The sequence below is a fragment of the Lactobacillus helveticus DSM 20075 = CGMCC 1.1877 genome (genome assembly GCF_000160855.1).
GTDB lineage: Bacteria > Bacillota > Bacilli > Lactobacillales > Lactobacillaceae > Lactobacillus > Lactobacillus helveticus.
On the sequence record NZ_GG700760.1, the window covers coordinates 1 to 23,552 of the forward strand.

Consider the following 23,552-nt stretch of genomic DNA (forward strand, 5'->3'; position numbering starts at 1 on the left):
GCACAAAGGCTATCAAACAGAAAAGACGATGACGATCGGGGATCGGACATACGACCACATGATTAAAAGAATATAGCAAAAAAGGCTGCTGGTTAGCAGTCTTTTTGTTTAGGCAAAATAATTGCGACATCAGTATAAACGTCGAGCACATGGGCATCGCAGCCGTGATCAATCCAATTGGTGATATGTGCAAGCAGAATATTGGTCATGCTCTTAATATGCTTATTGGAGTAATCACTGTTAAAAAGATATTTTTGCATTTCTGTAAAAAGCGTGCGATTAATCTGATTGCAGATGTGAGTAGTATGCTTTTTGCGAGTTAGACGATAAATATTAGTGTAGAAAAGGCGATCATTGCCAATTTGTCTAAGAAAAGCAAAGATCAATTTATTAGACTGACAGTCACCATATTCGCGGAAATGAGTTTTAATTTCTGCTTGAATACTTTTACAAAATAGATCGGTTAATCCAGTATAAGTATTATAAAAAACGCCGCGGCTCATACCAGTGGCCTTGCAAAATTGGGTAACAGAGTATTTAGTAATAATACCTCTAGTTAATTCTTTGCGTAAAATCTCATAAGTTGTAAGTTTTCTCATTAGATTCATCCCTTTTAATAACAACTCCAAGTAAGTTTGAATATTTTTGTTAAAAATTATTTTTATAAAATATACCAAGCGTGCATCAATATAGCAATAGCTACTTTTAATAATAATTGGTTTATGGCTTGATGTAAGCATGATTTAAGCAGATTAGCTATAAATAGATATCTCAAAAAAATTTTTAAAAAATAAAAAAACAAGAACTAAAATTTATAACTTATAGTTGCTGAAAGTGCTTGAAACGTTGATATATCAACATTCTTGCTCAAAAAGTTATAAGACCGGGCATTTCAATACTTACTTTTAATTATTAATCTTGCCTAATATAGAGTACAAAAAGACCAAATTGTCTGAAAATACAGAGCAATCTGGCCTTTTTTGAGTAAATTAAAAGAGCTCAAATAGGTGACTAAACCATTTGAACTCTTGGATTAGGAACATTATTAAGTTTTAAACTACAACGTCAATATTAACGGTTAAATTTCTTGTAGTTTTGGATGTAACGCTTAGCAACGCCCATCATGTGAACACTAATCTTGCTTGAATCGCCCTTTAAGCCGCTGAAGCTGATACCAAAGTATTTAGTCTTAGCATCATAATGCTTTGTACGACAACCAAGCAAGTCACCAGCGTGTTCCCATTCAGTGTATCTTGAAGAATCATTCATTTGACTGTATGAGCCATAGAAACCACCGAAAAGCATTTGCTTAACGTTGAAGTAAATTTGGTTCTTCAATGCTGACATGGTACGCATGTTGGTGTGGTAAGTTGATGAGATAGGCAAAGCTGCTTCGTCTTCATAAACTTGACCTACTCTTGAGTTAAGGCCAGAAGCTTTAGCTGCACGCTTGATACCAGGTACATAGTGACCTGCATCCCAGCAAGACTTGTTGTGTGATTAGCTACACGGTCTGCAAAGTGCAAAGCACCAGCCTTGTAAGTCCATGATTTCTTGCCAAGTTGATGATGAGCAGAGTTAATTAAGCTCAATGCATATCTACTTAATTCAACTTTTTGGCTGTGGCTCAAATTAGTTACGTTAACTAATGTATTGTCTGAACCAGCACCACTGTATGTGTTTTCTTTCATGCCTTTCTTTGAGGCATTGATTAAAGCTTTGCTTGCTCTACCGGTTTGGTTCCATTTAATAATGGCACTCTTGGTGTAACCAGAAGGCAAAGTAATAGAAGCTGCTTCAGCAGTTGAAGCTGTTGAAGTCTCTTCACTGAAATAGACTAGCAGGATTAAAACTAAAGTCTATACACGAAATAATTTAATAACAAAAATACAATTATATATATGGGATGATAAATCTCAAAAGTACTTGTACTGTATGGCTTGATGGGGCATATATGAAGAAATTACACACTAATTAAATAATATAAAAATTAAAAAAGTAAAAATATATAATTTATTATATTAATACAACTGTAGTTATATTAATTATTAAATATTTTAACCGCTTGAAAATGCCATAACATCGGTAATTTAAAGCATTCTTGCTAAATCTCGTCCTTTTATATAGTAGAAACTGATTAAATAATCAAAGTCCGATTTTGAAATACATTTTGCAATAACAAGGACATGTTTTAGCTATTATTATACTAAAACTATATGTGAATAGACAATGATAAGCCGAAATATATTTCACTATTTGAAATGAGGTTCAACTGACGAAACAAAGTCTGAAGCCATTGAAAACGAATACATTATAAAAGAAAAATGTTATAAATTTATGCGTAAGGTAATTAAGCAATTCACAAAAGATGAAAACTTACGAAAAGGAGAGTAAAGAACTATGGATGGTAAAAAATATTCAGTAGTTATTGCCGGTGGTGGTAGTACTTTTACACCAGGATTTGTTTTGGACTTAATTAAGAGTCAAGATAAATTTCCAATGAGACAATTGAAGTTCTACGATAACGATGCAGAACGTCAAAAGAAGATTGGTGAAGCTGTTAAGATCATAATGAAGGAAAGAGCTCCACAAATTAAGTTCTCATACACCACTGATCCAAAGGAAGCCTTTACTGACGTAGACTTTGTAATGGGTTCAATTCGTGTTGGTAAGTACCACATGAGAAGCTTAGATGAAAAGATCCCATTAAAATATGGTGTAAATGGTCAGGAAACTACAGGACCCGGAGGTATGGCTTATGGTCTTCGTTCAATTCCTGCAATTTTGCAAATCATTGATTGGATGCAAGAATATTCACCAAATGCTTGGATGATCAACTACTCCAACACTATTGCTATTGTTGCTGAAGCTTGTCGTCGCCTTCGTCCAGGTGCAAAGGTTATCAACATCTGTGATATGCCAATTGATGACATGGACAGAATGGCTGCTATCTGCGGTTTAAACAGCTGGCACGACATTGACTTCAACTACTACGGCTTGAACCACTTCGGCTGGTGGAAAGAAGTTAGAAACAAGAAGACCGGTGAAGACTTGATGCCTAAGCTTAAGGAATACGTCAAGGATCACGGCTACTGGGTAGGCGGCGACTACGACAAAGATACTGAAGCTTCATGGGAAGCTACCTTTAAGAAGGTTGCTGACGACTACAAGATGGATCCAGAAACCTTGCCAAACAACTACATGCAATACTACTACTTCCCACAATATGAAGTAGCAAACGCCGATCCAAAGCACACTCGTACTGATGAAATTCGTGAACACCGTCAAAAGATCGTCTTCGGTGAATGTGAAAGAATCGTTAAGGCAGGTACTGCTAAGGACAATATTTGGGACATTTCAGGTTTGCACTCAGAATATATCGTAGATATTATTCACGCTATTGCTTACAACACGCACGAGAAGTTCTTGGCTAACTGTGAAAACAACGGTGCCATTGCCAACATGGATCCAGATTCAATCGTTGAAGTTCCAGCATTGTTTGGTGCTGATGGTATTCAACCAATGGCAACTGGTAAGGCTGGCCGTTTCCAAAGAGGTTTGATGATGGAACAACAAACCTGTGAAAAGTTGGTTGTTGATGCTTATGTAGAACACTCATACCAAAAGATGCTCCAAGCCTTCGCTTTGAACAAGACTGTTCCAGATGCATCTGTAGCTAAGAAGATTTTGGATGACATGATTCCAGTTAACGCTCCATATTGGCCAGAACTTAAATAACAATTTTGACAAGTCATAACAAATAAGAAAAAGGTAACTATTCTATAATTGAATAGCTACCTTTTTTGTGTTGATCATGATATTCTGAACTTGTTATTAAGTTAATGACGGAAAGGACATAGAAATGGATTTAGAAACAGTAGTAATGAAGAAAAAGGAAAGCTTCAATGATACTGACAAGGCAATAGTCAGTTACTTGCTTAAGTATCCTAAGGAAGCTAGCAAGTTGAGCTTAATGGAATTAGCGCAGAAGTTATATGTTTCTAAATCTGCCATTTTTCGTTTGAGTAAAAAATTAGGCTTAAGTGGCTTTAGCGAGCTTAAATTTGAACTATCTGAATTGATTGCTAGAAAAGAGCAATATGCCAAGCATGCTCAAGAATTAGATTTTGACGATAATTTGCAAAAAATCATCAATGACACCTTTAAATATTTTAAAGGACTGGATTTACATGACTTATGTGCGGATTTAGATCAAGCTGAAACTATCTACATTTATTCCACAGGTTGGCAACAACAGATTATTGCGGAATATTTAGCGCATTCCTTTTATTTAATAGGTAAAAATGCAATTATTTTGCCAAGTGCGCGGGATGAAGTTTCAATGCTTGGCCAAGCTGCCAAAGAAAATGATATGCTATTTGTGATTTCGTTTGGCGGCTTTAATAAGACAATTATTGAAGAGTTAAAGAAAATTGATGTAATCAATAATAAGCTAAAGCTGGTTTCGCTAACGAGTTGGCAGCCAGGAAAATTGGCTTCTCTTAGTGATTATAGCTTTTTCTTTAAAACTACGCCATTTCAGTTTAGTAAAAAGGTTGAGACTTTTAGTTCAGCCTATGTTTTAATTGATTTAATAATTAATGAATATGAAAAACAGCGTAAATTGCAAAAGTAGAGAAAACAAAGATGGAAAAGAAAAAGTTATTATTGCTTTCAACTGGTGGGACGATTGCGTCAGTTGCTTCTGATGCGGGCTTAGTGCCAAAAGAGAGTGGCGAAGAATTGATTAAAATGCTGGGTAAGTTGCCATATGATATCGATGTTCAAGATATTTTGCAGCTTGATTCTTCCAATATTCAACCAGAAGAATGGAAGTTTATTGCAGAAAATATTTATAAATATCGCAACGATTATGATGGCATTGTCGTTTCACACGGTACCGATACGATGGCTTACACCGCGTCAATGCTTGCTTTTATGTTGAAGAACATTAATATTCCAGTTGTTTTAACTGGAAGTCAGGTGCCAATCAATGTCGTTTTAAGTGACGCTCACGATAATTTGCGTTTAGCCTTTGCGGCAGCGGCTACTTGTCCGCCTGATATTTATTTGGCTTTCCATAATAAAATCATGCTTGGCTGCAGAGCCGTTAAGGTTAGAACAACCAACTTCGATGCCTTTGAGAGCGTGAACGTTCCACCTATCGCAACTGTTTCGTCTGATGGCTTAGTATTCAATAAGGACTACCAACCTAGAGAAAAGACGGGTGCACCTAGTTTAAACACCGATATTGATTCGAATGTTTCGTTAGTAAAATTATTTCCAGGTTTTGATCCTAAATTATTATTTGCGATGGTAGATAGTGGCTGCCAAGGAATTGTTATTGAAGCCTACGGGTTAGGTGGGATGAACTTTATTCGCCGTAACATGGTTGCCGCAATTGGTAAGTTGATCAGACAGGGCATCCCTGTAATTGCCAGCAGCCAATGTTTATATGAACGTAGTGACTTAACCAAGTATGAAGTTGGACGTGAGGCCTTGCTAGAAGGTGCGATCAGTGCGTGCGACATGACTTCTGAGAGTGCCATTACCAAATTGATGTGGGCCCTTGGTCAAGGCATGAACGTACATGAAGTGGCAGATTTCTTCAATACAGATGTGGCTGGTGAAGTAACTCTTAAAACTAATTAAAGAATGTTACAATTTTATTAATTGTAAGCGCAGACAATACTAATGCATTAATGCTTTTTGTATAATAGAGGCAAAAGGAGTGCACATAATATGAAAAGTAAACTATTAGGAAAAGTCTGGCTTACTTTAGCGGCATTAGGAATTGGGGTTTCACTTTTTGCTAATAATTCAAATCAGCTGATTGAATCTAATGCGCAAACATTTTCTAGTGCAATCGTTAAAAAGTAAACTAAAACAGTCACTACAATGTGACTGTTTTTTGATTTTTGCTTATAATTAAGAAAAAGCAGATAGGATGTGAGAAAGTTGAATAAGTTTGAAGAAGTAAGAAATAAGCTGCAAATGATTTTGGAAATATTAAATTGCATGCCACTTGAACATGGTGGTGCCAATGATGTCTTTGCAGTAACAGCTAAAGAGATGGACAACTTTTTGGCTGAGGTGACTATGCAGTAGTTGGGAAAGCTAAAACTATCTTGCATACTTGTGAGCAAGTCTTAAAATTGCGTAAAGAGCATGAGTGTTTAACGCCAGAACAAGACAGTTTACTTAAGGATATTGAAGAATTAAATTAAGCATATGAAAAAGGATCCTCGTGAGGATCCTTTATTTCATTCTTCGATTAGTTTGGTTCTGCTTGAATTAGTTCTTAACTTCTTAAATCCTTTGAAAATTTCAACTTGTACAATTGAAAGCAAGGATAAAGCAATTACAATTATCCATTGTCCAGCTGAAATATTAGTAATGTAGAATACATTTTGCAAAGCTGGAACAAATAAGATTAATCCCATGAAGAATGCGGAAACAATGAATGGAATTACTAGCCACATATTCATGCCAGTAGCTCTCTTCCAGATTGGCTCTGTATTTGAGTGATGGTTGAAGGTTCTAAGCATCTGGGATAGTGCCAAAACGCTGAACGCCATGGTTTGGCCAGTCAATGGATTATCGATGCTGGCACCAATGAAGTAGGCGGTCAAGGTCATCATTGCTACGAAAATTCCCTGGGTAATTACGCGCCAAACGAGGTCTTTTTCAAAAAGCGTACCTGTTTTAACTGGCTTGTGCTTCATGATGTTTTTGCTTGCAGGGTCAACACCTAAGGCAAGAGCTGGCAAAGTAGAAGTGGCTAAGTTTACCCACAGGATATGCACAGCTAATAATGGAGCATCCCAGTTAAATAAAGTTGCAACAAACAAAGTAGTAATTTCGGCGATGTTACCAACTAACAAGAATTGAATTACCTTTTGAATATTGTGGTAAAAGTGGCTTTTGGTACATTGCACCAATGATGAAAACCAGGATGCAGACGAAAATACCAATGATAGTTAACACCTTACCAACGCTAGTTAATTTACGTTTTAATGGTGTTTCAATTTTGGTTTGATCGTCCAGCATGCCGGCAATGGCACCCATTTCGGTATTCATACCGGTAGCGGCAATGACACCTAGACCGCGGCCATAAGTCACAATAGATGAACTAAAGGCCATGTTGATGCGATCGCCAAGACTGCAGTCTTTAGCTAAAACGGCATCTGCATCTTTTTCCACAGGAACAGATTCACCTGTGAGGGATGCTTCTTGAATCTTTAAGTTGGCGGATTCAAGAAGACGCATGTCAGCTGGAACCATATCACCGTCGTGTAAGTTAACGATGTCACCGACTACTAATTCTTTAGCAGGGATTAATTGTTCTTTGCCAGCGCAAATAACATGGGCCATCGGAGCGCTCATATCGCGTAGTGCAGCTAAGGATGATTGAGCTTTCTTTTCCTGCACAATACCAATGATGGTATTGATGACTACGATCATGGCAATAATAATTGCTTCAGTGTATTCATGAAAAAGAGCCGAAAAGAAGGCTGCGCCAAGCAAAATCATGATCATTGGATCGATAATTTGCTCTTTGATCATTTGCAAGGTGGTTTTAGGCGGCTTAGCGGCAAGTTCATTTAAGCCATCTTTTTGACGTATTCGAACTGCGTCTTCGCTTAAGCCTGATTCTGATGTATTTGTCTCTGTTAGTACCTCAGACTGAGTCACAGCCCAAGGCTTTTGTATGTGATTATCCATAAAGGACATATCACTCCTTTCGTCAAAAATAAAATGGAGAATGGCCTTTAACAAAGCCATTCCCCATTTGAGAAACTTCTTCAGTTTTCATTTGTGTATTGGCAGCGTCATTGGCGCCTCTCAATATATAATAAATATTATTTTTTGGTTATCATTAGCAAAGAAAAAATTGATTTTTTAATCGAAAAATAAGGTGTATGATGATCGCACGGGTGTATTTCATGGGGAGTATGGTTACAGCCCGTTTTTTAGTAGTCGAATAATGTGATCTTGAACGACTACACTTTCTTGAATTAGGATAGCAAGGCAACGTAGCCTTGCTATTTTCTTTTGTGGAAAAGTTTGGTGAACCAATTTTGTTTTGTAGGTTGTGTATGTTCATGTTTTTCAGCAGGCTTGTCCACAGTTTTTGCACTAGAGAAATGTTTCGCCTTTTTTAAGTTAGTGTGTGAATGATTTTTTCCTACTTTTTTAGTTTGATGATCCTTGAGCTTGATGTGTGGCTTAGTATTTTTCATGCGGGAATGGAATTGCTTAGAAGTCTGAGCCTCCATGGCAATGTCGGGTCGAATATAATACAGATCTTGCCCATCGTAGCTATTGATTAAGAAGACTAGAATGTCGTGCAAATCACAGATGCAGCGCCAGGCCTGCTTTTTGTCAGGTTCGATTTTACTATCGTGGATTGCCGCATTTCCCATTCGGCGGACTTCATCGAATAAATCCATGATGCTTAAAGGATAATCGAGTTCACTGCGTAAATAATGCGTATCATTGCGCAGATTGCGATATTCGCCATCAGGTACATGATAATAGGCATTCAAGTTTTCTAATTTAAAAAGTTTCTTAGTAAGTGTTTCAAGCAGCAGTCGGGAGTTGCTGATGACATCGCGATAATCATCAATTGTGTATAACTTGTGAATTTTTTCAGCAGCAGAATCTTGCTCACTAAATGTTGGACTATTTTTAACAAAATTAAAGTTAATTTCCATAATTTTTCCTCACAAAAATGAAGATAGTTGCTATTTTGGCTCAACCTGTTAATCTAAATTTAAAGTATTAATTTGGTGGGTTTGAAGTATGAAAAAACGTAAAACTATTTGGATATTTGGAATTATTGTAATTTTAGTTGGCGGATTAATTACCGCTGGCAATTTTTATTATACAAAAGATCGGCAGATTAGCCGCATTGTTGCTAACTTAAAAGATCCTAAGACAGGGATGGCACAATACGTGGTTGCTTCAACGCCTGATATGAAGGTAACTGATGACAGTTTAAAGCCATTGCAGAATTATTTTAAAAATCACACAGCGGCTGTGAAAAAATTGAATTCCAACTTACGAAGCGGTCGCGATGATGGTGAAATTCAATTGATTGAGGACGGTAGGTATTTTCTGTTCTTCAGTAAATATAAATTGAGAGTACAATGCTACCGTCCGCAAGTTCAAACTAATCATGCCAATTCCACTTTATTTGTCAATGGTGAAGATTATGGCAAAATGAACGGCGGCAACCAGAACTATTATCAAGATCTAGGATTGGTCTTCCCAGGTCGCTATCATATTTTAGTTAAATCTAAAGTCAATGGTAGAAAGCTGGATGCTGACTCGATTGTAAATATTTGGTCAGATAAGACGGTCAATATGAAAATTAAGACCGCCACTTTCCAGATTCGCAGCGTTCCTAATGGCGTGGTCTATATTAATGATCACAAGGCAGCTACTCTTAATAAAAAGGGACATTATACCTTTAAAGATTATCCGCTTGCTAAAAGAATGGAAATTTATGTTAAAAGCAAGGCAGATGGCAAAACTATTAAGTCTGAAAGAGTGACGGACTTGTCGCAGTCGATCAGCGCTGAATTTAGCGATAGCGAAGACGATGTGACTGATTATGATGGCGCAGCAGATTACCAAGGCAATGGTGAAAAGGATGTTTACCAAGATGCTGAAGGTGATTATATTGTTAATCCAATTTGGCCAGGTCTAATTAAAGTTGAGGATGCTGCAAGAATGCTATATACCAACTTTAAGAAGCCAATGGTAACCAATTTTGAAAATGGCAAAGAAAACGCCGATTACAAGAAGATTGAGCAGCAAATCAAGAAGTGGAAAAAAGATAAAAAACTTAAGAAGTTCAATGTCGAAGTAAAAGTCTTATCTGTTTTGCCGGGCAAGCGTAATTACAGCAAGATAGATTACGAGGTAACTTTTATCAAAAAGTATAAAGATAAGAGCAAAGAGAAAGAAAAACTGTTATACCAGGATGCAGTTTTGCATCTAGTAAACGGTCATCAAGAGATTCAAACATTAGGAAAATGCAAATTAATTAAAACAAAAACCAGCAACTAATGCTGTTAAATCAGGGCTCTTCACGTATTTAAAAGTGAAGAGCTCTTTTTTGCGCAAAAATAGATTGACAAAAGTTGAATATCATATTAGTGTATTAAGTTAATAACACAGTAAAACAAATTAACGGAGAAAGAGGAACATAAAATGAACGAAATTCTTGTGGTTGACAACGTCACCAAAACTTATGGTAAAAAAGGCGAAAAACAATACCGAGCTTTAAAGGGCATCAATTTTAAGGTTGCTGCTGGTGAATTCGTAGCAATTATGGGTGCTTCTGGTTCAGGTAAGACTACCTTGCTTAACATTCTTTCAACTTTGGATAAACCAACCACTGGTCAAGTTTTCATTAATGCACATGATGTCAGCACCTTGAATACTAATCAGATGGCCGACTTCCGTAGCAAAGAAATAGGTTTTATTTTCCAAGACTTCAACTTGCTAGAAAATTTGTCTAATCGTGAAAATATTGCATTGCCACTTAGCTTGCGCGGATTATCAGCACGCAGAATTAATCCGCTTGTGGATGAGATCGCAGCTAAGTTGGGGATCAAAGAAATCTTGAATAAATATCCCGCAGAAATTTCTGGTGGACAAAAGCAAAGAGTAGCTTCGGCACGTGCCTTGGTTCACGAACCAGCTATCTTGCTCGCCGATGAACCAACTGGCGCGCTTGATTCTAAGAGTGCAAGAGAATTGTTGAACACAATGGAAAACTTAAATAAGCATGACGGTGTAACGACTTTGATGGTTACCCACGATCCATTTTCAGCAAGTTTTGCCAATCGTATTTTATTTATCAAAGACGGTAAGATCGGTGAACAAATGATTAAGGGGCAAAAATCTAGAACGGACTTCTACCATGAATTAATTGCTCACTTAGGTACTGAAGAATAGGAGGGGACAAAAATGATTTGGAAATTATCTTTAACCGGGATTAAAAGCCGGCTTAAAGACTACGCGGTCCTGTTTTCGGGATTAGTAGTCGCGAGTACAATCTTTTACATGTTCTTATCCTTGGCAATTAACCCAGGCTTCATGAGCAAGGATGTTAATGCCCCAGGACAATACTTAAGCTTTATCTTTGGCTTCGGAATTGTCTTACTCGCAATTATTACTTTTGTTTATTTAGTTTATGCGAATTCATTTTTGCTCAGCATGCGGCAGCACGACTACGGCATGTTCATGATGCTAGGGGCAAAAAGTTCTAAGATTGGGTTGCTGATTTTCTGCGAAACTTTGTTAACAGGTATTTTGGCAACGATCTTAGGTATTATTGTAGGCTTTGGCTTGACTGCTCTTGTTTCTAAATTATTGATTAGCAGTTTAGGCTTGCATATTACGCACTTCCAGATTGTTTTACCTAATGCGATTTTATGGACATTGATTTTCTTTGTAGCTGTTTTCTTCTTAGCTTCGTTGAGAAATGTGCATAAACTTGTGCGTAGTAAAGTGATTGACTTGCTTCATGAAAGTCAAAAGCCAATTAAGATCAGTCGTAAAAATGGTTTACGTGTAGTTGAAGCTGTTTTAGGTATTTTGCTACTAGCTGCAGGCTACTACATCATGGGGATGCCCGCTAATGCTATTTTCTTCATCATTCCAGCAGCATTAGTAACTATCGTGGCAGGTTCATACTTCACTTTTGATTCATTCTTCACTCTCATCATCAATCTTTTACTTAAAAAGAAGAATTTTGCCTACCACGGCATTCGCGTCTTCACTCTCGGACAATTAAAATTCAGAATTCGTGATTATACGCGTATTCTTTCTGTCATCTCACTACTTTTCGCTTTAGCTCTTGGTGCGATTACTGTTGGTCTTAACTTCAATTCATTGAAGAACCAAGCATTAGTCAGCGACTACTACGATGCACAGATCGTGCAAAATACACCAGCTGTGCAAAAGAATGTGGACAAGTTAGATCTTAAATCTAAGGCAACTTACCACTATGTTGAAACTAAAAAAGAATTAGTCTTTAACAAGGCTGATTTTGATAAAAAGCCATTTAAATATATTAAATTTAGTCAACACGGTAATGATTTTCCAACTTATACGCCAACTGTAGCCAGGGCTAAGGACTTGGTTACCCCAGGTAATTCTGCTAATACTCGTTTGAGCATGATGCTACTCAATGGCACTAAAAAGATTGAATTGGTTTCTCCAGCTAAATTTAATGCCATTCAAGGACAAAAGAAGTTTGTGACTTTAATTAGAGTCAAGGATTTTATTAAGGAATATCCAACTTTAATGAAGATTGAAAAAGCTCAAATGACTTCACCTTTGATTAGTAGAGTATTAAGCAACACTAAACCATTTACTTATCAAGTAGTATTGGGCTTTGCTAGCGGTTTTGAATTCATGGGCTTCTTCCTAGGAATTGCATTCCTGACCATGCTTGCTTCAACTTTGATGTTCAAAGTTTTAAGCGGCGCCGCCAGCGACAAAGTACGCTACGAAATGCTCTATAAGATTGGCACTAGAGAAAAGATGCTTAGAAGATCAATTAGAAATGAAATCGGAGTTCTGTTCGCCTTGCCTGGAGTATTAGGCATCATTGATGTTTTCTTCGGGTTAAGATTATTCAAGGCATTATTACCCAAGCCATACATGGGTATCTGGTTACCATTCTTGATTTTCATAGTACTGTACTTCATTTACTACATGGTAACTGTGAAATTATACGAGAATAAAGTGCTGAAAAAGTAGAAGTTTCTGCTTTTGCCGGTACACGTTAATAAGCTAGGTTTGCAAAAAAGCTGTCAAAATGACAGCTTTTTTAATATGCAGATTTGAATATTTATATTTTTACTTTTTATATTCTTCTATTTTCAGATAATTATTTTAAATATTACAACTATATAAATTCTATTTTCTACAGATGAAGCTGGTGGCATTATTGCTGTTGCTTTAACTCAATCAGCCTGTATCGGGACTGCTAACTCTGCAATTGAGGCTTTGCATATCTCCCAAGCCGCAAAAACTGCAGCTATGTCCCAAGTAGCTATTGCGTATGCATTGACGTATGTTTTTGGTACTGTCGGGGTTTTGATCTTCTTAAAGAACATCGCTCCAGCAATTTTACGTGTTAACTTGCGTGAAGCAACCAAAAAATACATTGAAGAAAATCACATTTCAAACGGAGATCAAGGCGTTAAAATTTCTGCCAATATTCGTGTTAGAGCCTTTAAATTAAACAAGGGCTGTGAATTTATTGGTAATACTTTAACCGATTTTGATAAAAATAATCAAGGCTTAATAATTGAAGAGGTAGTTAGAGATGGCAAGATGTTAGTCGCTACTACAACTACTTTACAAGAAAACGATACCATCTTAGTTGTAGGTCACATTAAACACTTTGCTGAATTAGCAGATAAAGACCCCAAGATGTCAGAACTTGATGCTAACAACTTCCATCTCAACCTCAAGAAAGCCACAGTTTTGTTAACTAAAGCATATAGTTATGGTGCTTTAGAGCAAATCTTAAGTAATGGTGTTCTTATCGACACCGCTGAACATGATGGTCAAAAAATTACCGACTACACCCAGTTAACTGTTGGCGATCATGTAACAATTATCGGTCCAGCAAACTATTTAACTAATGCCATTAAGACAATTGGTTATGAAAAAGTTACTGGAATCAAAACAGATGTTAGCTTCATGTCAATAGATATCTTCTTAGGTATCTTACTTGGTGCTATCGTAATTACGATTCACAAGATCCCACTTACTCTTGGTGGCGATGGTAGTGCATTGTTCGCTGGTTTGTACTTTGGCTGGCTGCAACAAAAGCACCCAACAACCGGTATAATTCCTCCATACACCAGATGGTTATTGAAGAGTTTAGGCTTGAACCTATTTATTGCCGTGGTAGGTTTGCAAGCTGGTAGCGGCTTCGTAACTGCCTTAAAAGAAATGGGTTGGCTCGTATTCTTAATTGGTGTGTTAGTATCAATTTTGCCACACTTTTTAACATTACTATTCAGTAGATTCGTACTGAAAATGAACATCGTTTATAATATTGGTTCTCTTTGTGGATCAGGGACAATCACTGCTGCTTTGAACGCAGTTAACGCAGAAACTGATTCATCTGTATTTGCATTAAGTTATACCCCGACTTATGCATTAGGGAACATCTTCTTAACAGTAATGGCCCCTCTAGTTGTGGCAATCTTAGCTTAAGAGTCATCTCTTAGGAGAAATCAAATTATGAAGAACTTTTTCACAGTCCTCGGAGGCATGAGTACTTTAGCTACCCAAGGTTACATTAACTTAGTAAATCATCGCGTAAAAATTAAGGACGACCAAGACTATATGAACTACATCTTGGTTAACCATGCAACTATTCCTGATCGTACTACATGGATTGAAGATCACTCCAAACCAAATCCATATGATTATTTAAAAGAAGACGTCTTACAACAAGCGCCATTGAAACCAGATTTTTTCCTTATGCCATGTAATACAGCTCATTATTGGTACGATGAATTAGCTGCATTGTCAGATGTACCCTTCCTTAACATGATGGAAATTGCGGTCCATAAATTTGTTGATGATTATCCTGATGAAAAGAACTTAGGCTTAATTGCCACTGAAGGATCAATCAGAGACGGATTATATGTTAAATACATCAAAAAGGTTAACAAGACTCCTGTATTAGGTGGTCCAGAAATTCAACTGATGGTAAATCAATTAATTTATGGTGATATTAAAGAAAAAGGAAAAGTAGATCCTGAATTATTCCACCATATTTTAACCCTCATGCACGATAAATATGGGTGTAAAGTGGTTTTGTTAGGATGCACCGAATTATCCTTAGCCAATGAAAAAGCACTCGATCCTGACGTTGCAGTAATTGACCCCCCAATCAATTATCGCTGACGTTTCCATTGAACTAGAAGAAAAGATTAGAAATGGAATGGATCCAAAAGAAGCAGTTAAGAAATATATGTATGATTAGATTAAATAAATACCCACAAACTAAATAGCGTAGTAATAATATAGCGTTCATCTAAAAAAGAGAAGCCTAGATCAAGTTGATCTAAGCTTCTTTTTGTATATGTTTATAAGTGCATTTCATTCCAAATAGGAATCTTGATGTCGCCTTTATCGCTCATGGTCATCACGGTAATTGAGGCATTCTTTGGACCGGGTACAAGAGGGATATTATCGCCGTAACGGTACCACAAGCTTCTAATAGTAAAACCATGGGTAACCAACAAGATGTTTTCAGCTCCATCAAGTTCGCTGATCATCTTTAAACCATTTTCCATACGAGACCAATATTCTTCAGCATCTTCTGCTTGATGGTATGGGTCAGCTTCTTTGATCCAATCTTTAATGGTATCGATACTTTCATGTTTAAACATTTCTTGTCTAGTAGCGTAGCCATGACTGCCACCGATCATGCGCCAAGCCATTTCAGAATCCATTCCTTCAAAGTAGCCGTAGAATTGTTCTCTGAAAAATGGACTAGCAATATGTTGCAATTCATCCTTGTTGACGTTGTATTTCATGATAGTTTCGCAGGTATCGCTAGCTCTTTTTAAATCACTAGAAAGGGCAATATCAAAAGGAACGTCGTGCAATGCCTTGCCGGCTTCTTCGGCACCTTCGATTCCTGCGGTAGTTAAAGGCGTATCACACCAGCCCTGCATCTTGTTATAACGATTAATATAAGTCTGTCCGTGACGAACAATATAGATTCTTTTCATAAATTTCTCCTCATCAAAAAACTCCTCTCTATTTTAGAAAAAAGAGAGGAGTAATTAAAGTTAATTGTTTTCGTGGTAGAGCTTACGCACATTTTTGATATCTTGTGGCTGAATGGTGTAAATTGATCCCTTAGGATACATGACTGAAACGCTATTGGTGTGATTTAAACCGATCGCGTGACCTAATTCATGCTCAGCGGTATTGATAATACGATTATTGCTGTAACCATACCATTCATTTTGCAAGTAGTAACGATTGAGATGAACTTCTGCTTTTAGCAAATGTCCTGTTGCTGGATTGTAGGTTGTGGCCGTTTCACCAGCGGCGTTTGTATCGCTATTATCCACAATGTTGATAACTATTTGTGCCTTCTTTTTGTTAGCAATTTGATGAAAAGTGAAGGCTCCGGTCCGATTCCAAGCATTCATGGCATCTATTGCAGCTGAACGTAATTGAATATTGTTTTTAATATCTACGTAAACATTCGCTTCCGGTTTTGACCAAGTCCGGTTGTCAGAAGTATCGTCATCTTTTGTTTTGTCGGTTTTGGTGGAAATGTCTTTATCGCCTAGCTTAGGTGGCGTGGCAGTTCCGGTTTCTAATAACTGCTGGATGCGATAATTCAATGTAGTCAGAGAATCTTGCGTAGCCATGCGCATGTTAGGGTCATTTTTATAAGTCCAAACAGCAAAGGCAAGTAATGCAAGCAAGAAAATATTTCTGATGAATCTAAAAAATGTTCTCATTTTTTTCAACTCCAATGTTGAAATTATAATCTTCAATTCTTAAGTTTTCACCTATTTTTGCTTATATTTTGTCTATGAGCATGTGGACTATTATGAAAGCGTTATTCATGATAAAATAGAATGCGAGTTTTTAAAGAAAAGGTGATTAAATGACCACAGCAAAAAGTGAAAATAGTGAAGAAACACTTGAACAAAAACACCTTGATAATATTATGAAACAAATCAAGGAACGTGAAAAATCTTTAAAAAAGTCAATTAAATCAGCTGAAGGCGAAGCTAGAGATCTTAATTCACATTTCTTTGATGATGTTAAATTAGACTATGATGGCTATTCGACTTCAATGGAAACTGCCTTGTCGATTCATCAACAGCAGCAATTATTAAGTGAGCGTGAGCATGCTTGGCAGCATTCAGCTAAGCAGTTGGATACTGTCGAAAGACTGGAAAAGCGGCCATATTTTGCTCGAGTTGATTTTAAGGAACAAGGGGAAAAGAAGCCTGAAACTATCTATATTGGTCTGGGTTCTTTTGCTGATAAAGATGATCATTTCTTGATTTATGACTGGCGTGCGCCTATTTCTTCAATTTATTATGATGGCAAGTTAGGCGAAGTATCTTATAATTCGCCAGAAGGTAAGATTACCGTCGACATGACGAAGAAGCGCCAATTCATGATTGAAGATGGCAAGATCGTCAACATGTTTGACACTAATGAATCAATCGGTGATCAAATGCTTCTAGAGGTTTTATCTGAAAAGTCATCAACTCAGATGAAATCAATCGTAACCACGATTCAACAAGAACAAAATAAGATTATTAGAAATACCAGCGCTGACTTGCTCTTCGTGCAAGGTGCTGCAGGTTCAGGAAAGACTAGTGCGATTTTGCAAAGAATTGCATACTTGCTTTACCGCTACCGTGGTAATTTAACTTCTAGTGACGTTATCATGTTCAGTCCTAACCAATTGTTCAATGATTACATTAAAAATGTTTTGCCTGAAATGGGTGAACAAAACATGGTGCAGATGACATATTGGCAATTTGTGGCACGGCGACTTCCAGGGATGAATGTGGAAAACTTGTTTAAACAATTTGAAGATCAGAATTCTGATACTAATATCAGCAAGTTCAAGGGTTCAGTCAATTTCTTCAATTTGTTAACGCGCTATGCTAAACACTTGAATAAGCGGGGAGTAATTTTCAAGAATATCTATTTCCGTGATAAGAAGAAGCCTTATTTTGATAAGGAAAAGATCAAGGAAATTTATTACTCATATAATGAAAACTACAATTTAGCTAATAGAATTGATGCAACGCGCGAAGAGCTTATTAAGATGCTTAATCGCAAGATTACACCAGAAGTTAAAAAGGCCTGGGTTGCTCGCACCATTGAAGGGATGAGTCAATCAGAGTTAAATGAATTGTATGATCGCCCTGATCAAGAATTTGAATCAGAAGCTAAGGAAGAGGCTTTCTTAGGCAGAAAGATTGTTTTGAAAGCTTTAAAGGGCGTGCACAAGCGCATTTTGCACAATCACTTTATCAACATGCGTGCACAATACTTGAGCTTCTTGCGTGCCGTACCTAAGATGGTTGATTTAGCTAATAAGTGGGACATTACAGAAGATGATTGGTTGCATCATATTGATGAAGTTAAGGAGAACTTCAAGAAACATGATATTGCTATCACTGATGTTTCTGCCTATCTTTACTTGTATGATTTGATCACTGGTCGCAGAAACGATTATGAAATGCGTTATGCATTTATTGATGAAATTCAAGATTATACGCCATTCCAATTGGCTTACCTTAAGTACAATTTCCCACGTGCTAAGTTTACGATGCTCGGTGATTTGAATCAGGCCATCTTTACTAAGGATGAGAGTCGCAGCTTGCTTAAGCAGATTTCTGGTTTGTTTGATCCAGAAAAAACTGATGTGGTTCAGCTTACTAAGTCCTATCGTTCAACTAAGCAATTGACTAATTTTACCAAGCAGATTTTGCGTCAAGGTGAAAAGATCGAAGCCTTCAACCGTCAAGGTCCAAAACCTGTGATTTGGGGAAGAGATAATGATGAGAAGGCAATTGATGTCTTAGTCGATGTTTTGCGCGATAATGAAAAGCGTAAGATGACTACAGTCATCATTACCAAGGATTTGGCTAGTGCTAAATTTGTGCATGAAGAATTGAGCAAGAAGAAGGAACCAACCACTTTGATTGCGACAGCTAACCAGCGTTTAGTTGATGGTACCTTAGTAATTCCTTCATACCTTGCCAAAGGATTAGAGTTTGACGCCGTAGTTATGTGGGGCGCAAACAAAGAAAATTATCATCAATTGGATGAAACCCAGTTAGTTTACACGATTACATCTCGTGCAATGTACAAGTTAGATGTGATTTATACAGGTGAAAAGAGTCCACTTTTAGATGTAGATCCAGCTACTTATGAAGAAAAATGAAAAAGAAATAATTGACAAATATTTGTTAATCCTATAAGATTTATAGCAACATTAAAAACAACTTAGAACAGAAGCAGTAAGGTTAGCTGCGGTAATAGAGAGTTTCTGATGGTGGAAATGAAACACGAGCTAATCTGAAGTCACATCTGTGAGTTGATTTTCTGAATTAAGTAGGAAGACCCGGGATAGCCCGTTACAGCTAAAGGTTGATTATTAACTTATTGAGGCAGGTTATGCGAATAGCCTGTGAACATGAGGTGGAACCGCGATTTCATTCGCCCTCGTAGCCAATTGGCTATGGGGGCTTTTTCTTTAAGATAATCAATCTAGTGAGGCATTTTGCGTGAGCAGATGCGAAGATGAGGTGGAAACACGATCAGTTCGTTCTCTTAGGTTAGTCCTAAGGGGACTTTTTTATTAGAAAAATGCAGGTGAGGATATGTCATTAAAATATATTGGAGAAATTTTACCGGCCCTTTTTAGCGGCGCAACGATGACGCTTAGTATTTTCTTTTGGACTATTATTTTGGCAACACCGCTCGGAATTTTAGTTTCATTGGGAGAAATGAGCAAAATTAAGCCAATTAAATGGCTGGTTAACTTTTATGTCTGGATTATGCGAGGAACACCGCTGCTCTTACAATTGATTTTTGTGTTTTATGGTTTACCAATTATCCATATTGTGTTTCCGCGTTATCAGGCAGCACTCTTGGCATTTGTCTTAAATTATGCGGCATATTTTGCGGAAATTTTCCGGGGCGGATTTCAATCAATTGATGAAGGACAATTTGAAGCCGCAAAAGTTTTGCGTTTAAGCCGCTGGCAAACAATGACCAAGATAGTTATTCCCCAGGTAATTAAGATTGTCTTACCTTCAATTGGTAATGAAGTAATCAACTTGGTTAAGGATTCGTCACTTGTTTATGTAATCGGCTTGGGCGACTTGCTTAGAGCCGGTAACGTGGCCATGGCGCGCGATGTAACGCTGGTTCCATTAGTTTTAGTTGGCGTGATTTATCTACTTTTGATTAGTATTTGTGCTTTTGTTTTGAAAAAGTTGGAAAAGCACGTCTCTTATTACAGATAGTGGCAGGTGGATTAAATGTTAGAAGTAAAAAACTTATACAAGGAATTTAATAATCGACCAATTTTAAAAGATATCTCGTTTACCCTAAACGATGGTGAGATCATGACTATTGTTGGTCCATCTGGTGCGGGGAAAACCACGCTTCTAAGAATCATTGCTGGCCTTGAAACAAAAGATAGCGGCGAGATTTTGATTGAGGGCCAAGCCTATGATTCAGGTAAAGTGGGCGTTGTATTTCAGGATTATAATCTTTTCCCTAACTTAAATGTGTTGCAAAATATCACTTTGGCACCAACGCTGGTACTTAAAGAAAGCAAGGAAGAGGCTAATAAAGAAGCTTATGAGCTGCTCAATCGTTTACAAATGAATGGTCGAGAAAAGCAATATCCTTATGAACTGTCTGGTGGTCAAAAGCAGCGTGTCGCAATTGCGCGAGCTTTGGCAATGAAACCACGTATTCTCTGTTATGATGAGCCAACTTCAGCGCTTGATCCTAACTTACGTAAAGAAGTTGAGAAGATGATTTTAGGCCTGAAGAAGTCTGGTTTAACACAATTAATTATCACGCACGATTTGCAATTTGCAGAGAATGTGGCAGATCAGATGTTAAAGGTGCAACCATTAAGTGAGGGTTAGCCTATGAAAAAATGGATAATAGCAATTATTGGAATTCTAGCACTAACTTTAACTGGCTGTGCTAAATCTAATAATCCGGACAGCTGGCAAACAATCGAAAAGAATAAACAGGTAGTTATTGGCCTAGACGACAGCTTTGTGCCGATGGGCTTTGAGAAGAAAAATGGTCAGCTCACGGGTTACGATATTGATTTAGCAAGGGCCGTTTTTAAGGAATACGGGATTAAAGTCAGTTTTCAAACGATCGACTGGTCGATGAACGTAACGGAATTGCGTAACGGTACCATCGATTTAATCTGGAACGGCTATAGCATTACGCCTGAGCGAAAGAAAAAAGTAGCTTTTAGTCGACCATATTTGCGCAATCGTCAGGTTTTAGTAGTAAAGAAGAATAGCGGCATTGACAGTGTTGCACAGATGAAAAAATATGAGCTGGGGATGCAAACTGGGTCAACAGCTGAACAATGGTATGAGACCAAGCAGAACGTTTTGCATGCTAAGAAGACTATTTTGTACGACACCATTTCTAATTCATTCTTAGATTTAAACTCTGGCAGAATTCAAGGGATTTTACTAGACGAAGTATATGCCGACTATTACATTGCACACATGGTTAAAAGCAGCGAATATAAGGTGATTCAGAATGATCGCGTACCATTCGATGAATTTGCTGTAGGGATGCGTAAAGGCGACAAGACTTTGCAAAAAAAGCTCAACGAAGGATTGGCCAGATTGCAGAAGAATGGCAAATTGCGTCAAATTAATGAAAAATGGTTTGGTAAAGATAGTAATTATTTAGGTAAATAAACGATGAATAATAATTTTTCTTTTAAAAAGATTGATGAAATGACAAGCAGAGAAATGTTTGCGGTGGCTCGCTTACGCAATGAAACTTTTGTAGCTGAGCAAAAAATTACTGTGCCGGATTTGGATGATCAAGATTTAACAGCTATTCAAGTTTTTTTGTTAAATGAAAAACAGACGGATGCCCTTGCGACATGTCGTCTGTTTGTGGAAAAAGATAAGTGGATGCTAGGCCGTGTTGCAGTATCAAAGAAAAGTCGCGGTCAAAGCTTAGGCAAGAAAATGCTGTTAGCTGTGCATAATTATTTAAAAAAGCAAAATGCTTCAGCTTTGTATTGTCATGCCCAAATGCATGTTAAGCCATTTTATGAAAAAGTAGGTTATCAAACCTGTGGTGAACCTTTTGAGGAAGCTGGCGTTGAGCATATTATGATGAAGAAGGACTTGAATTAATCAAGTTCTTTTTTGATTGCTGGCAGAATTTGATTAACTAAAAATTCATTGCCCTTATCTGTTAGATGCTGGCCATCTTTTTGATAGTATGTCGAAATGTCCGTGAGTTTTCTAAAAGCAGGTAAGATATCCACAAACTGTGCACTGTGCTTAGCTGCAACTCTTTTAGCAATATCGTTAAAAAGATCTAGTCTCTTATCGCCATAAAATTGGTTAATTTCGCTGTTAGTAGGATCAGGATAACAAAGACCAACGACTATGGCTTTGCCTATTTTAGTGAGGATTTCGTTTAGATTTTGCTCATAGCGTTCTGGTCGAATGCCCCAGCCAGTTGCGGCATCATTATTGCCATATTCGACTACAACTAAATCTCTTTTTTGAGGAATTAGATGCAAATAGTCCAATGCTTCGACAGTCGTAGCACCACTTTTAGATATGTTTTTCACCTGTGCATAATCTTTTAGTCCTTTTTGAAATAGGTTAGTAGCTAAATCTGTGTCTTGGCCATTGCGAAAACCATTGAAAATAGAATCACCGAATAAAATTATTTTTTTCATAATTAATGCCTTTCAAGTATAATTAGTAAGTGTAGATATAAGAAAAATGGATATTATCATGAAAAATTATACAAGTTTTAAAAGAAATGAATGGGCTAAATTAGCTCCAAAAAATAAAGCAAATATTACAAAAGAAGAATTAGCGCAAATCAAGTCACTGGGTGATGTAGTTGATTTAACCGATGTTCATGAGATTTATACTAGTTTAATTAGCTACTTACATTTAGTCTATCAGGATAAGCAACAAGTGCGTCAAGCACAGATTAAATTTTTGCATAAATCATTTGAACCAGCTCCGTTCATCATTGGTATTTCAGGTTCCGTAGCGGTAGGCAAATCAACTACGGCGCGCCTTTTGCAGTTGCTTTTGCAAAGAACCTACCCAGATTTGAAAGTACATTTAATGACCACTGATGGCTTTATTTATCCAAATAAGGAACTAGAGCGCAAAGGCTTAATGTCACGCAAAGGCTTCCCTGAAAGTTACAATATGGCTTTATTAAGCGATTTTTTGCGGGATGTTTTAAGTGGTAAAAAAGATATTGTTTACCCACTTTATTCACAAGAATTAAGCGACATTGTCCCTGGAAAATACGGTCATGTTAAGAATCCTGATATTTTGATTATTGAAGGAATTAATACCTTGCAACTCCCAGAAAGTGGACAAGTTGTGACTAGTGACTTTTTTGACTTTTCAATTTATATCGATGCAGAAGAAGATTTGATTGAAAAATGGTATATGCAACGTTTCCAAAAGATATTGAAGCTAAATAAAAACAAACCCGATAACTTTTATTATCAAATGGCAAATGGTCCGTTGGATCAAGCGATGCAGTTTGCGGAAGAAGTATGGCAAATGGTAAATTTAGTAAACCTACGTGAATATATTGCTCCAACTAAGGAACGTGCAAGCTTAATTTTGCATAAGACTGATGGACATTTAATTGATAAGATTTATTTGAGACATATTTAGTTTGTTATAATCTAATTAGATAAGGAGATTTTTTATGCAAGCAATTAA

20 protein-coding genes, 3 pseudogenes and 1 other annotated feature are annotated in these 23,552 nt (G+C 37.1%); of the genes and pseudogenes, 16 read left to right on the top strand and 7 right to left on the bottom strand.

What is annotated here, in order from left to right; genetic code table 11:
• Positions 1–92 precede the first annotated feature (92 nt).
• Positions 93–599 carry a hypothetical protein gene (locus HMPREF0518_RS08460; protein WP_023061718.1) on the bottom strand — a complete coding sequence of 169 codons (507 nt, stop codon included), beginning with the start codon at positions 597–599 and terminating at the stop codon, positions 93–95.
• 472 nt (positions 600–1,071) lie between these two features.
• A pseudogene (locus tag HMPREF0518_RS08465) lies at positions 1,072–1,808 on the bottom strand (SEC10/PgrA surface exclusion domain-containing protein); the annotation flags it as partial.
• A gap of 592 nt (positions 1,809–2,400) precedes the next feature.
• Between HMPREF0518_RS08465 and HMPREF0518_RS08470 the strand changes: the two are divergent.
• From HMPREF0518_RS08470 to HMPREF0518_RS10840, 5 genes are all read left to right on the top strand, one after another.
• Positions 2,401–3,738, top strand: a complete 1,338-nt coding sequence (locus HMPREF0518_RS08470; protein ID WP_003627801.1) for a family 4 glycosyl hydrolase — start codon at positions 2,401–2,403, stop codon at positions 3,736–3,738.
• 124 nt (positions 3,739–3,862) lie between these two features.
• Positions 3,863–4,636 (top strand): MurR/RpiR family transcriptional regulator, encoded by a 774-nt coding sequence (locus tag HMPREF0518_RS08475; RefSeq protein ID WP_003627802.1) that lies wholly within the window; start codon positions 3,863–3,865, stop codon positions 4,634–4,636.
• Between the two features lie 11 nt (positions 4,637–4,647).
• A complete protein-coding gene (locus HMPREF0518_RS08480) occupies positions 4,648–5,652 on the top strand; it encodes an asparaginase (protein WP_003627804.1) in 1,005 nt (334 codons plus the stop codon).
• A gap of 90 nt (positions 5,653–5,742) precedes the next feature.
• Positions 5,743–5,880, top strand: coding sequence for a hypothetical protein (locus tag HMPREF0518_RS10375; RefSeq protein ID WP_003627805.1), 138 nt, complete (start codon positions 5,743–5,745; stop codon positions 5,878–5,880).
• A gap of 78 nt (positions 5,881–5,958) precedes the next feature.
• Positions 5,959–6,108 carry a hypothetical protein gene (locus tag HMPREF0518_RS10840; protein WP_023192849.1) on the top strand — a complete coding sequence of 50 codons (150 nt, stop codon included), beginning with the start codon at positions 5,959–5,961 and terminating at the stop codon, positions 6,106–6,108.
• 155 nt (positions 6,109–6,263) lie between these two features.
• Here HMPREF0518_RS10840 and HMPREF0518_RS09890 read toward each other — a convergent pair.
• Positions 6,264–7,725: pseudogene (locus tag HMPREF0518_RS09890) on the bottom strand (HAD-IC family P-type ATPase).
• A 320-nt stretch (positions 7,726–8,045) separates the two neighbouring features.
• Positions 8,046–8,717 (bottom strand): hypothetical protein, encoded by a 672-nt coding sequence (locus HMPREF0518_RS08495; protein ID WP_003627809.1) that lies wholly within the window; start codon positions 8,715–8,717, stop codon positions 8,046–8,048.
• Between the two features lie 88 nt (positions 8,718–8,805).
• Between HMPREF0518_RS08495 and HMPREF0518_RS08500 the strand changes: the two genes are divergently transcribed.
• The 5 genes and pseudogenes from HMPREF0518_RS08500 to HMPREF0518_RS08520 all read left to right on the top strand — a co-directional run bounded on the left by HMPREF0518_RS08500 (position 8,806) and on the right by HMPREF0518_RS08520 (position 15,034).
• Positions 8,806–10,077, top strand: coding sequence for a TcaA 3rd/4th domain-containing protein (locus HMPREF0518_RS08500; RefSeq protein WP_003627810.1), 1,272 nt, complete (start codon positions 8,806–8,808; stop codon positions 10,075–10,077).
• A gap of 144 nt (positions 10,078–10,221) precedes the next feature.
• A complete protein-coding gene (locus HMPREF0518_RS08505; RefSeq protein ID WP_003627811.1) occupies positions 10,222–10,971 on the top strand; it encodes an ABC transporter ATP-binding protein in 750 nt (249 codons plus the stop codon).
• A 12-nt stretch (positions 10,972–10,983) separates the two neighbouring features.
• Positions 10,984–12,783: an FtsX-like permease family protein gene (locus HMPREF0518_RS08510; RefSeq protein WP_003627812.1), complete on the top strand. Its 1,800-nt coding sequence runs from the start codon at positions 10,984–10,986 to the stop codon at positions 12,781–12,783.
• 249 nt (positions 12,784–13,032) lie between these two features.
• A complete protein-coding gene (locus HMPREF0518_RS08515; RefSeq protein ID WP_230478124.1) occupies positions 13,033–14,256 on the top strand; it encodes an aspartate-alanine antiporter-like transporter in 1,224 nt (407 codons plus the stop codon).
• 27 nt (positions 14,257–14,283) lie between these two features.
• Positions 14,284–15,034 (top strand): annotated as a pseudogene (locus tag HMPREF0518_RS08520) (aspartate/glutamate racemase family protein).
• A 103-nt stretch (positions 15,035–15,137) separates the two neighbouring features.
• Here HMPREF0518_RS08520 and HMPREF0518_RS08525 read toward each other — a convergent pair.
• Positions 15,138–15,788 (bottom strand): histidine phosphatase family protein, encoded by a 651-nt coding sequence (locus tag HMPREF0518_RS08525; RefSeq protein ID WP_003627817.1) that lies wholly within the window; start codon positions 15,786–15,788, stop codon positions 15,138–15,140.
• A gap of 60 nt (positions 15,789–15,848) precedes the next feature.
• Positions 15,849–16,535 (bottom strand): M57 family metalloprotease, encoded by a 687-nt coding sequence (locus HMPREF0518_RS08530; protein ID WP_003627818.1) that lies wholly within the window; start codon positions 16,533–16,535, stop codon positions 15,849–15,851.
• A 149-nt stretch (positions 16,536–16,684) separates the two neighbouring features.
• Here HMPREF0518_RS08530 and helD point away from each other — a divergent pair, with 149 nt between their 5' ends.
• The 5 genes from helD (at position 16,685) to HMPREF0518_RS08555 (ending at position 21,974) form a co-directional block, all read left to right on the top strand.
• Positions 16,685–18,994, top strand: coding sequence for an RNA polymerase recycling motor HelD (gene helD / locus HMPREF0518_RS08535; protein ID WP_003627819.1), 2,310 nt, complete (start codon positions 16,685–16,687; stop codon positions 18,992–18,994).
• 54 nt (positions 18,995–19,048) lie between these two features.
• Positions 19,049–19,280, top strand: a binding site (T-box leader).
• 153 nt (positions 19,281–19,433) lie between these two features.
• Positions 19,434–20,081: an amino acid ABC transporter permease gene (locus HMPREF0518_RS08540; RefSeq protein WP_003627820.1), complete on the top strand. Its 648-nt coding sequence runs from the start codon at positions 19,434–19,436 to the stop codon at positions 20,079–20,081.
• 15 nt (positions 20,082–20,096) lie between these two features.
• A complete protein-coding gene (locus HMPREF0518_RS08545) occupies positions 20,097–20,717 on the top strand; it encodes an amino acid ABC transporter ATP-binding protein (protein WP_003627821.1) in 621 nt (206 codons plus the stop codon).
• A 3-nt stretch (positions 20,718–20,720) separates the two neighbouring features.
• Positions 20,721–21,524: an amino acid ABC transporter substrate-binding protein gene (locus HMPREF0518_RS08550; protein ID WP_003627822.1), complete on the top strand. Its 804-nt coding sequence runs from the start codon at positions 20,721–20,723 to the stop codon at positions 21,522–21,524.
• 3 nt (positions 21,525–21,527) lie between these two features.
• Positions 21,528–21,974, top strand: coding sequence for a GNAT family N-acetyltransferase (locus HMPREF0518_RS08555; RefSeq protein ID WP_003627823.1), 447 nt, complete (start codon positions 21,528–21,530; stop codon positions 21,972–21,974).
• Here the strand turns inward: HMPREF0518_RS08555 and HMPREF0518_RS08560 are convergent.
• Entirely contained in the window at positions 21,971–22,531 is a 561-nt protein-coding gene (locus tag HMPREF0518_RS08560) for an SGNH/GDSL hydrolase family protein (protein WP_003627824.1), read from the bottom strand. The genes HMPREF0518_RS08555 and HMPREF0518_RS08560 overlap by 4 nt on opposite strands.
• Positions 22,532–22,589: 58 nt before the next feature.
• On the opposite strand from HMPREF0518_RS08560, the gene coaA reads away from it, so the two are divergent.
• Complete coding sequence (gene coaA, locus HMPREF0518_RS08565; protein ID WP_023192120.1) at positions 22,590–23,504, top strand: type I pantothenate kinase; 915 nt, start codon at positions 22,590–22,592, stop codon at positions 23,502–23,504.
• The last annotated feature ends 48 nt before the right edge of the window (positions 23,505–23,552 follow it).

Bases quoted from the DNA above. Each gene is read 5' to 3' on its own strand.
- HMPREF0518_RS08460 (WP_023061718.1), bottom strand. From the start codon at position 599: ATGAGAAAACTTACAACTTATGAGATTTTACGCAAAGAATTAACTAGA.
- HMPREF0518_RS08470 (WP_003627801.1), top strand. From the start codon at position 2,401: ATGGATGGTAAAAAATATTCAGTAGTTATTGCCGGTGGTGGTAGTACT.
- HMPREF0518_RS08475 (WP_003627802.1), top strand. From the start codon at position 3,863: ATGGATTTAGAAACAGTAGTAATGAAGAAAAAGGAAAGCTTCAATGAT.
- HMPREF0518_RS08480 (WP_003627804.1), top strand. From the start codon at position 4,648: ATGGAAAAGAAAAAGTTATTATTGCTTTCAACTGGTGGGACGATTGCG.
- HMPREF0518_RS10375 (WP_003627805.1), top strand. From the start codon at position 5,743: ATGAAAAGTAAACTATTAGGAAAAGTCTGGCTTACTTTAGCGGCATTA.
- HMPREF0518_RS08495 (WP_003627809.1), bottom strand. From the start codon at position 8,717: ATGGAAATTAACTTTAATTTTGTTAAAAATAGTCCAACATTTAGTGAG.
- HMPREF0518_RS08500 (WP_003627810.1), top strand. From the start codon at position 8,806: ATGAAAAAACGTAAAACTATTTGGATATTTGGAATTATTGTAATTTTA.
- HMPREF0518_RS08505 (WP_003627811.1), top strand. From the start codon at position 10,222: ATGAACGAAATTCTTGTGGTTGACAACGTCACCAAAACTTATGGTAAA.
- HMPREF0518_RS08510 (WP_003627812.1), top strand. From the start codon at position 10,984: ATGATTTGGAAATTATCTTTAACCGGGATTAAAAGCCGGCTTAAAGAC.
- HMPREF0518_RS08525 (WP_003627817.1), bottom strand. From the start codon at position 15,788: ATGAAAAGAATCTATATTGTTCGTCACGGACAGACTTATATTAATCGT.
- HMPREF0518_RS08530 (WP_003627818.1), bottom strand. From the start codon at position 16,535: ATGAGAACATTTTTTAGATTCATCAGAAATATTTTCTTGCTTGCATTA.
- helD (WP_003627819.1), top strand. From the start codon at position 16,685: ATGACCACAGCAAAAAGTGAAAATAGTGAAGAAACACTTGAACAAAAA.
- HMPREF0518_RS08540 (WP_003627820.1), top strand. From the start codon at position 19,434: ATGTCATTAAAATATATTGGAGAAATTTTACCGGCCCTTTTTAGCGGC.
- HMPREF0518_RS08545 (WP_003627821.1), top strand. From the start codon at position 20,097: ATGTTAGAAGTAAAAAACTTATACAAGGAATTTAATAATCGACCAATT.
- HMPREF0518_RS08550 (WP_003627822.1), top strand. From the start codon at position 20,721: ATGAAAAAATGGATAATAGCAATTATTGGAATTCTAGCACTAACTTTA.
- HMPREF0518_RS08555 (WP_003627823.1), top strand. From the start codon at position 21,528: ATGAATAATAATTTTTCTTTTAAAAAGATTGATGAAATGACAAGCAGA.
- HMPREF0518_RS08560 (WP_003627824.1), bottom strand. From the start codon at position 22,531: ATGAAAAAAATAATTTTATTCGGTGATTCTATTTTCAATGGTTTTCGC.
- coaA (WP_023192120.1), top strand. From the start codon at position 22,590: ATGAAAAATTATACAAGTTTTAAAAGAAATGAATGGGCTAAATTAGCT.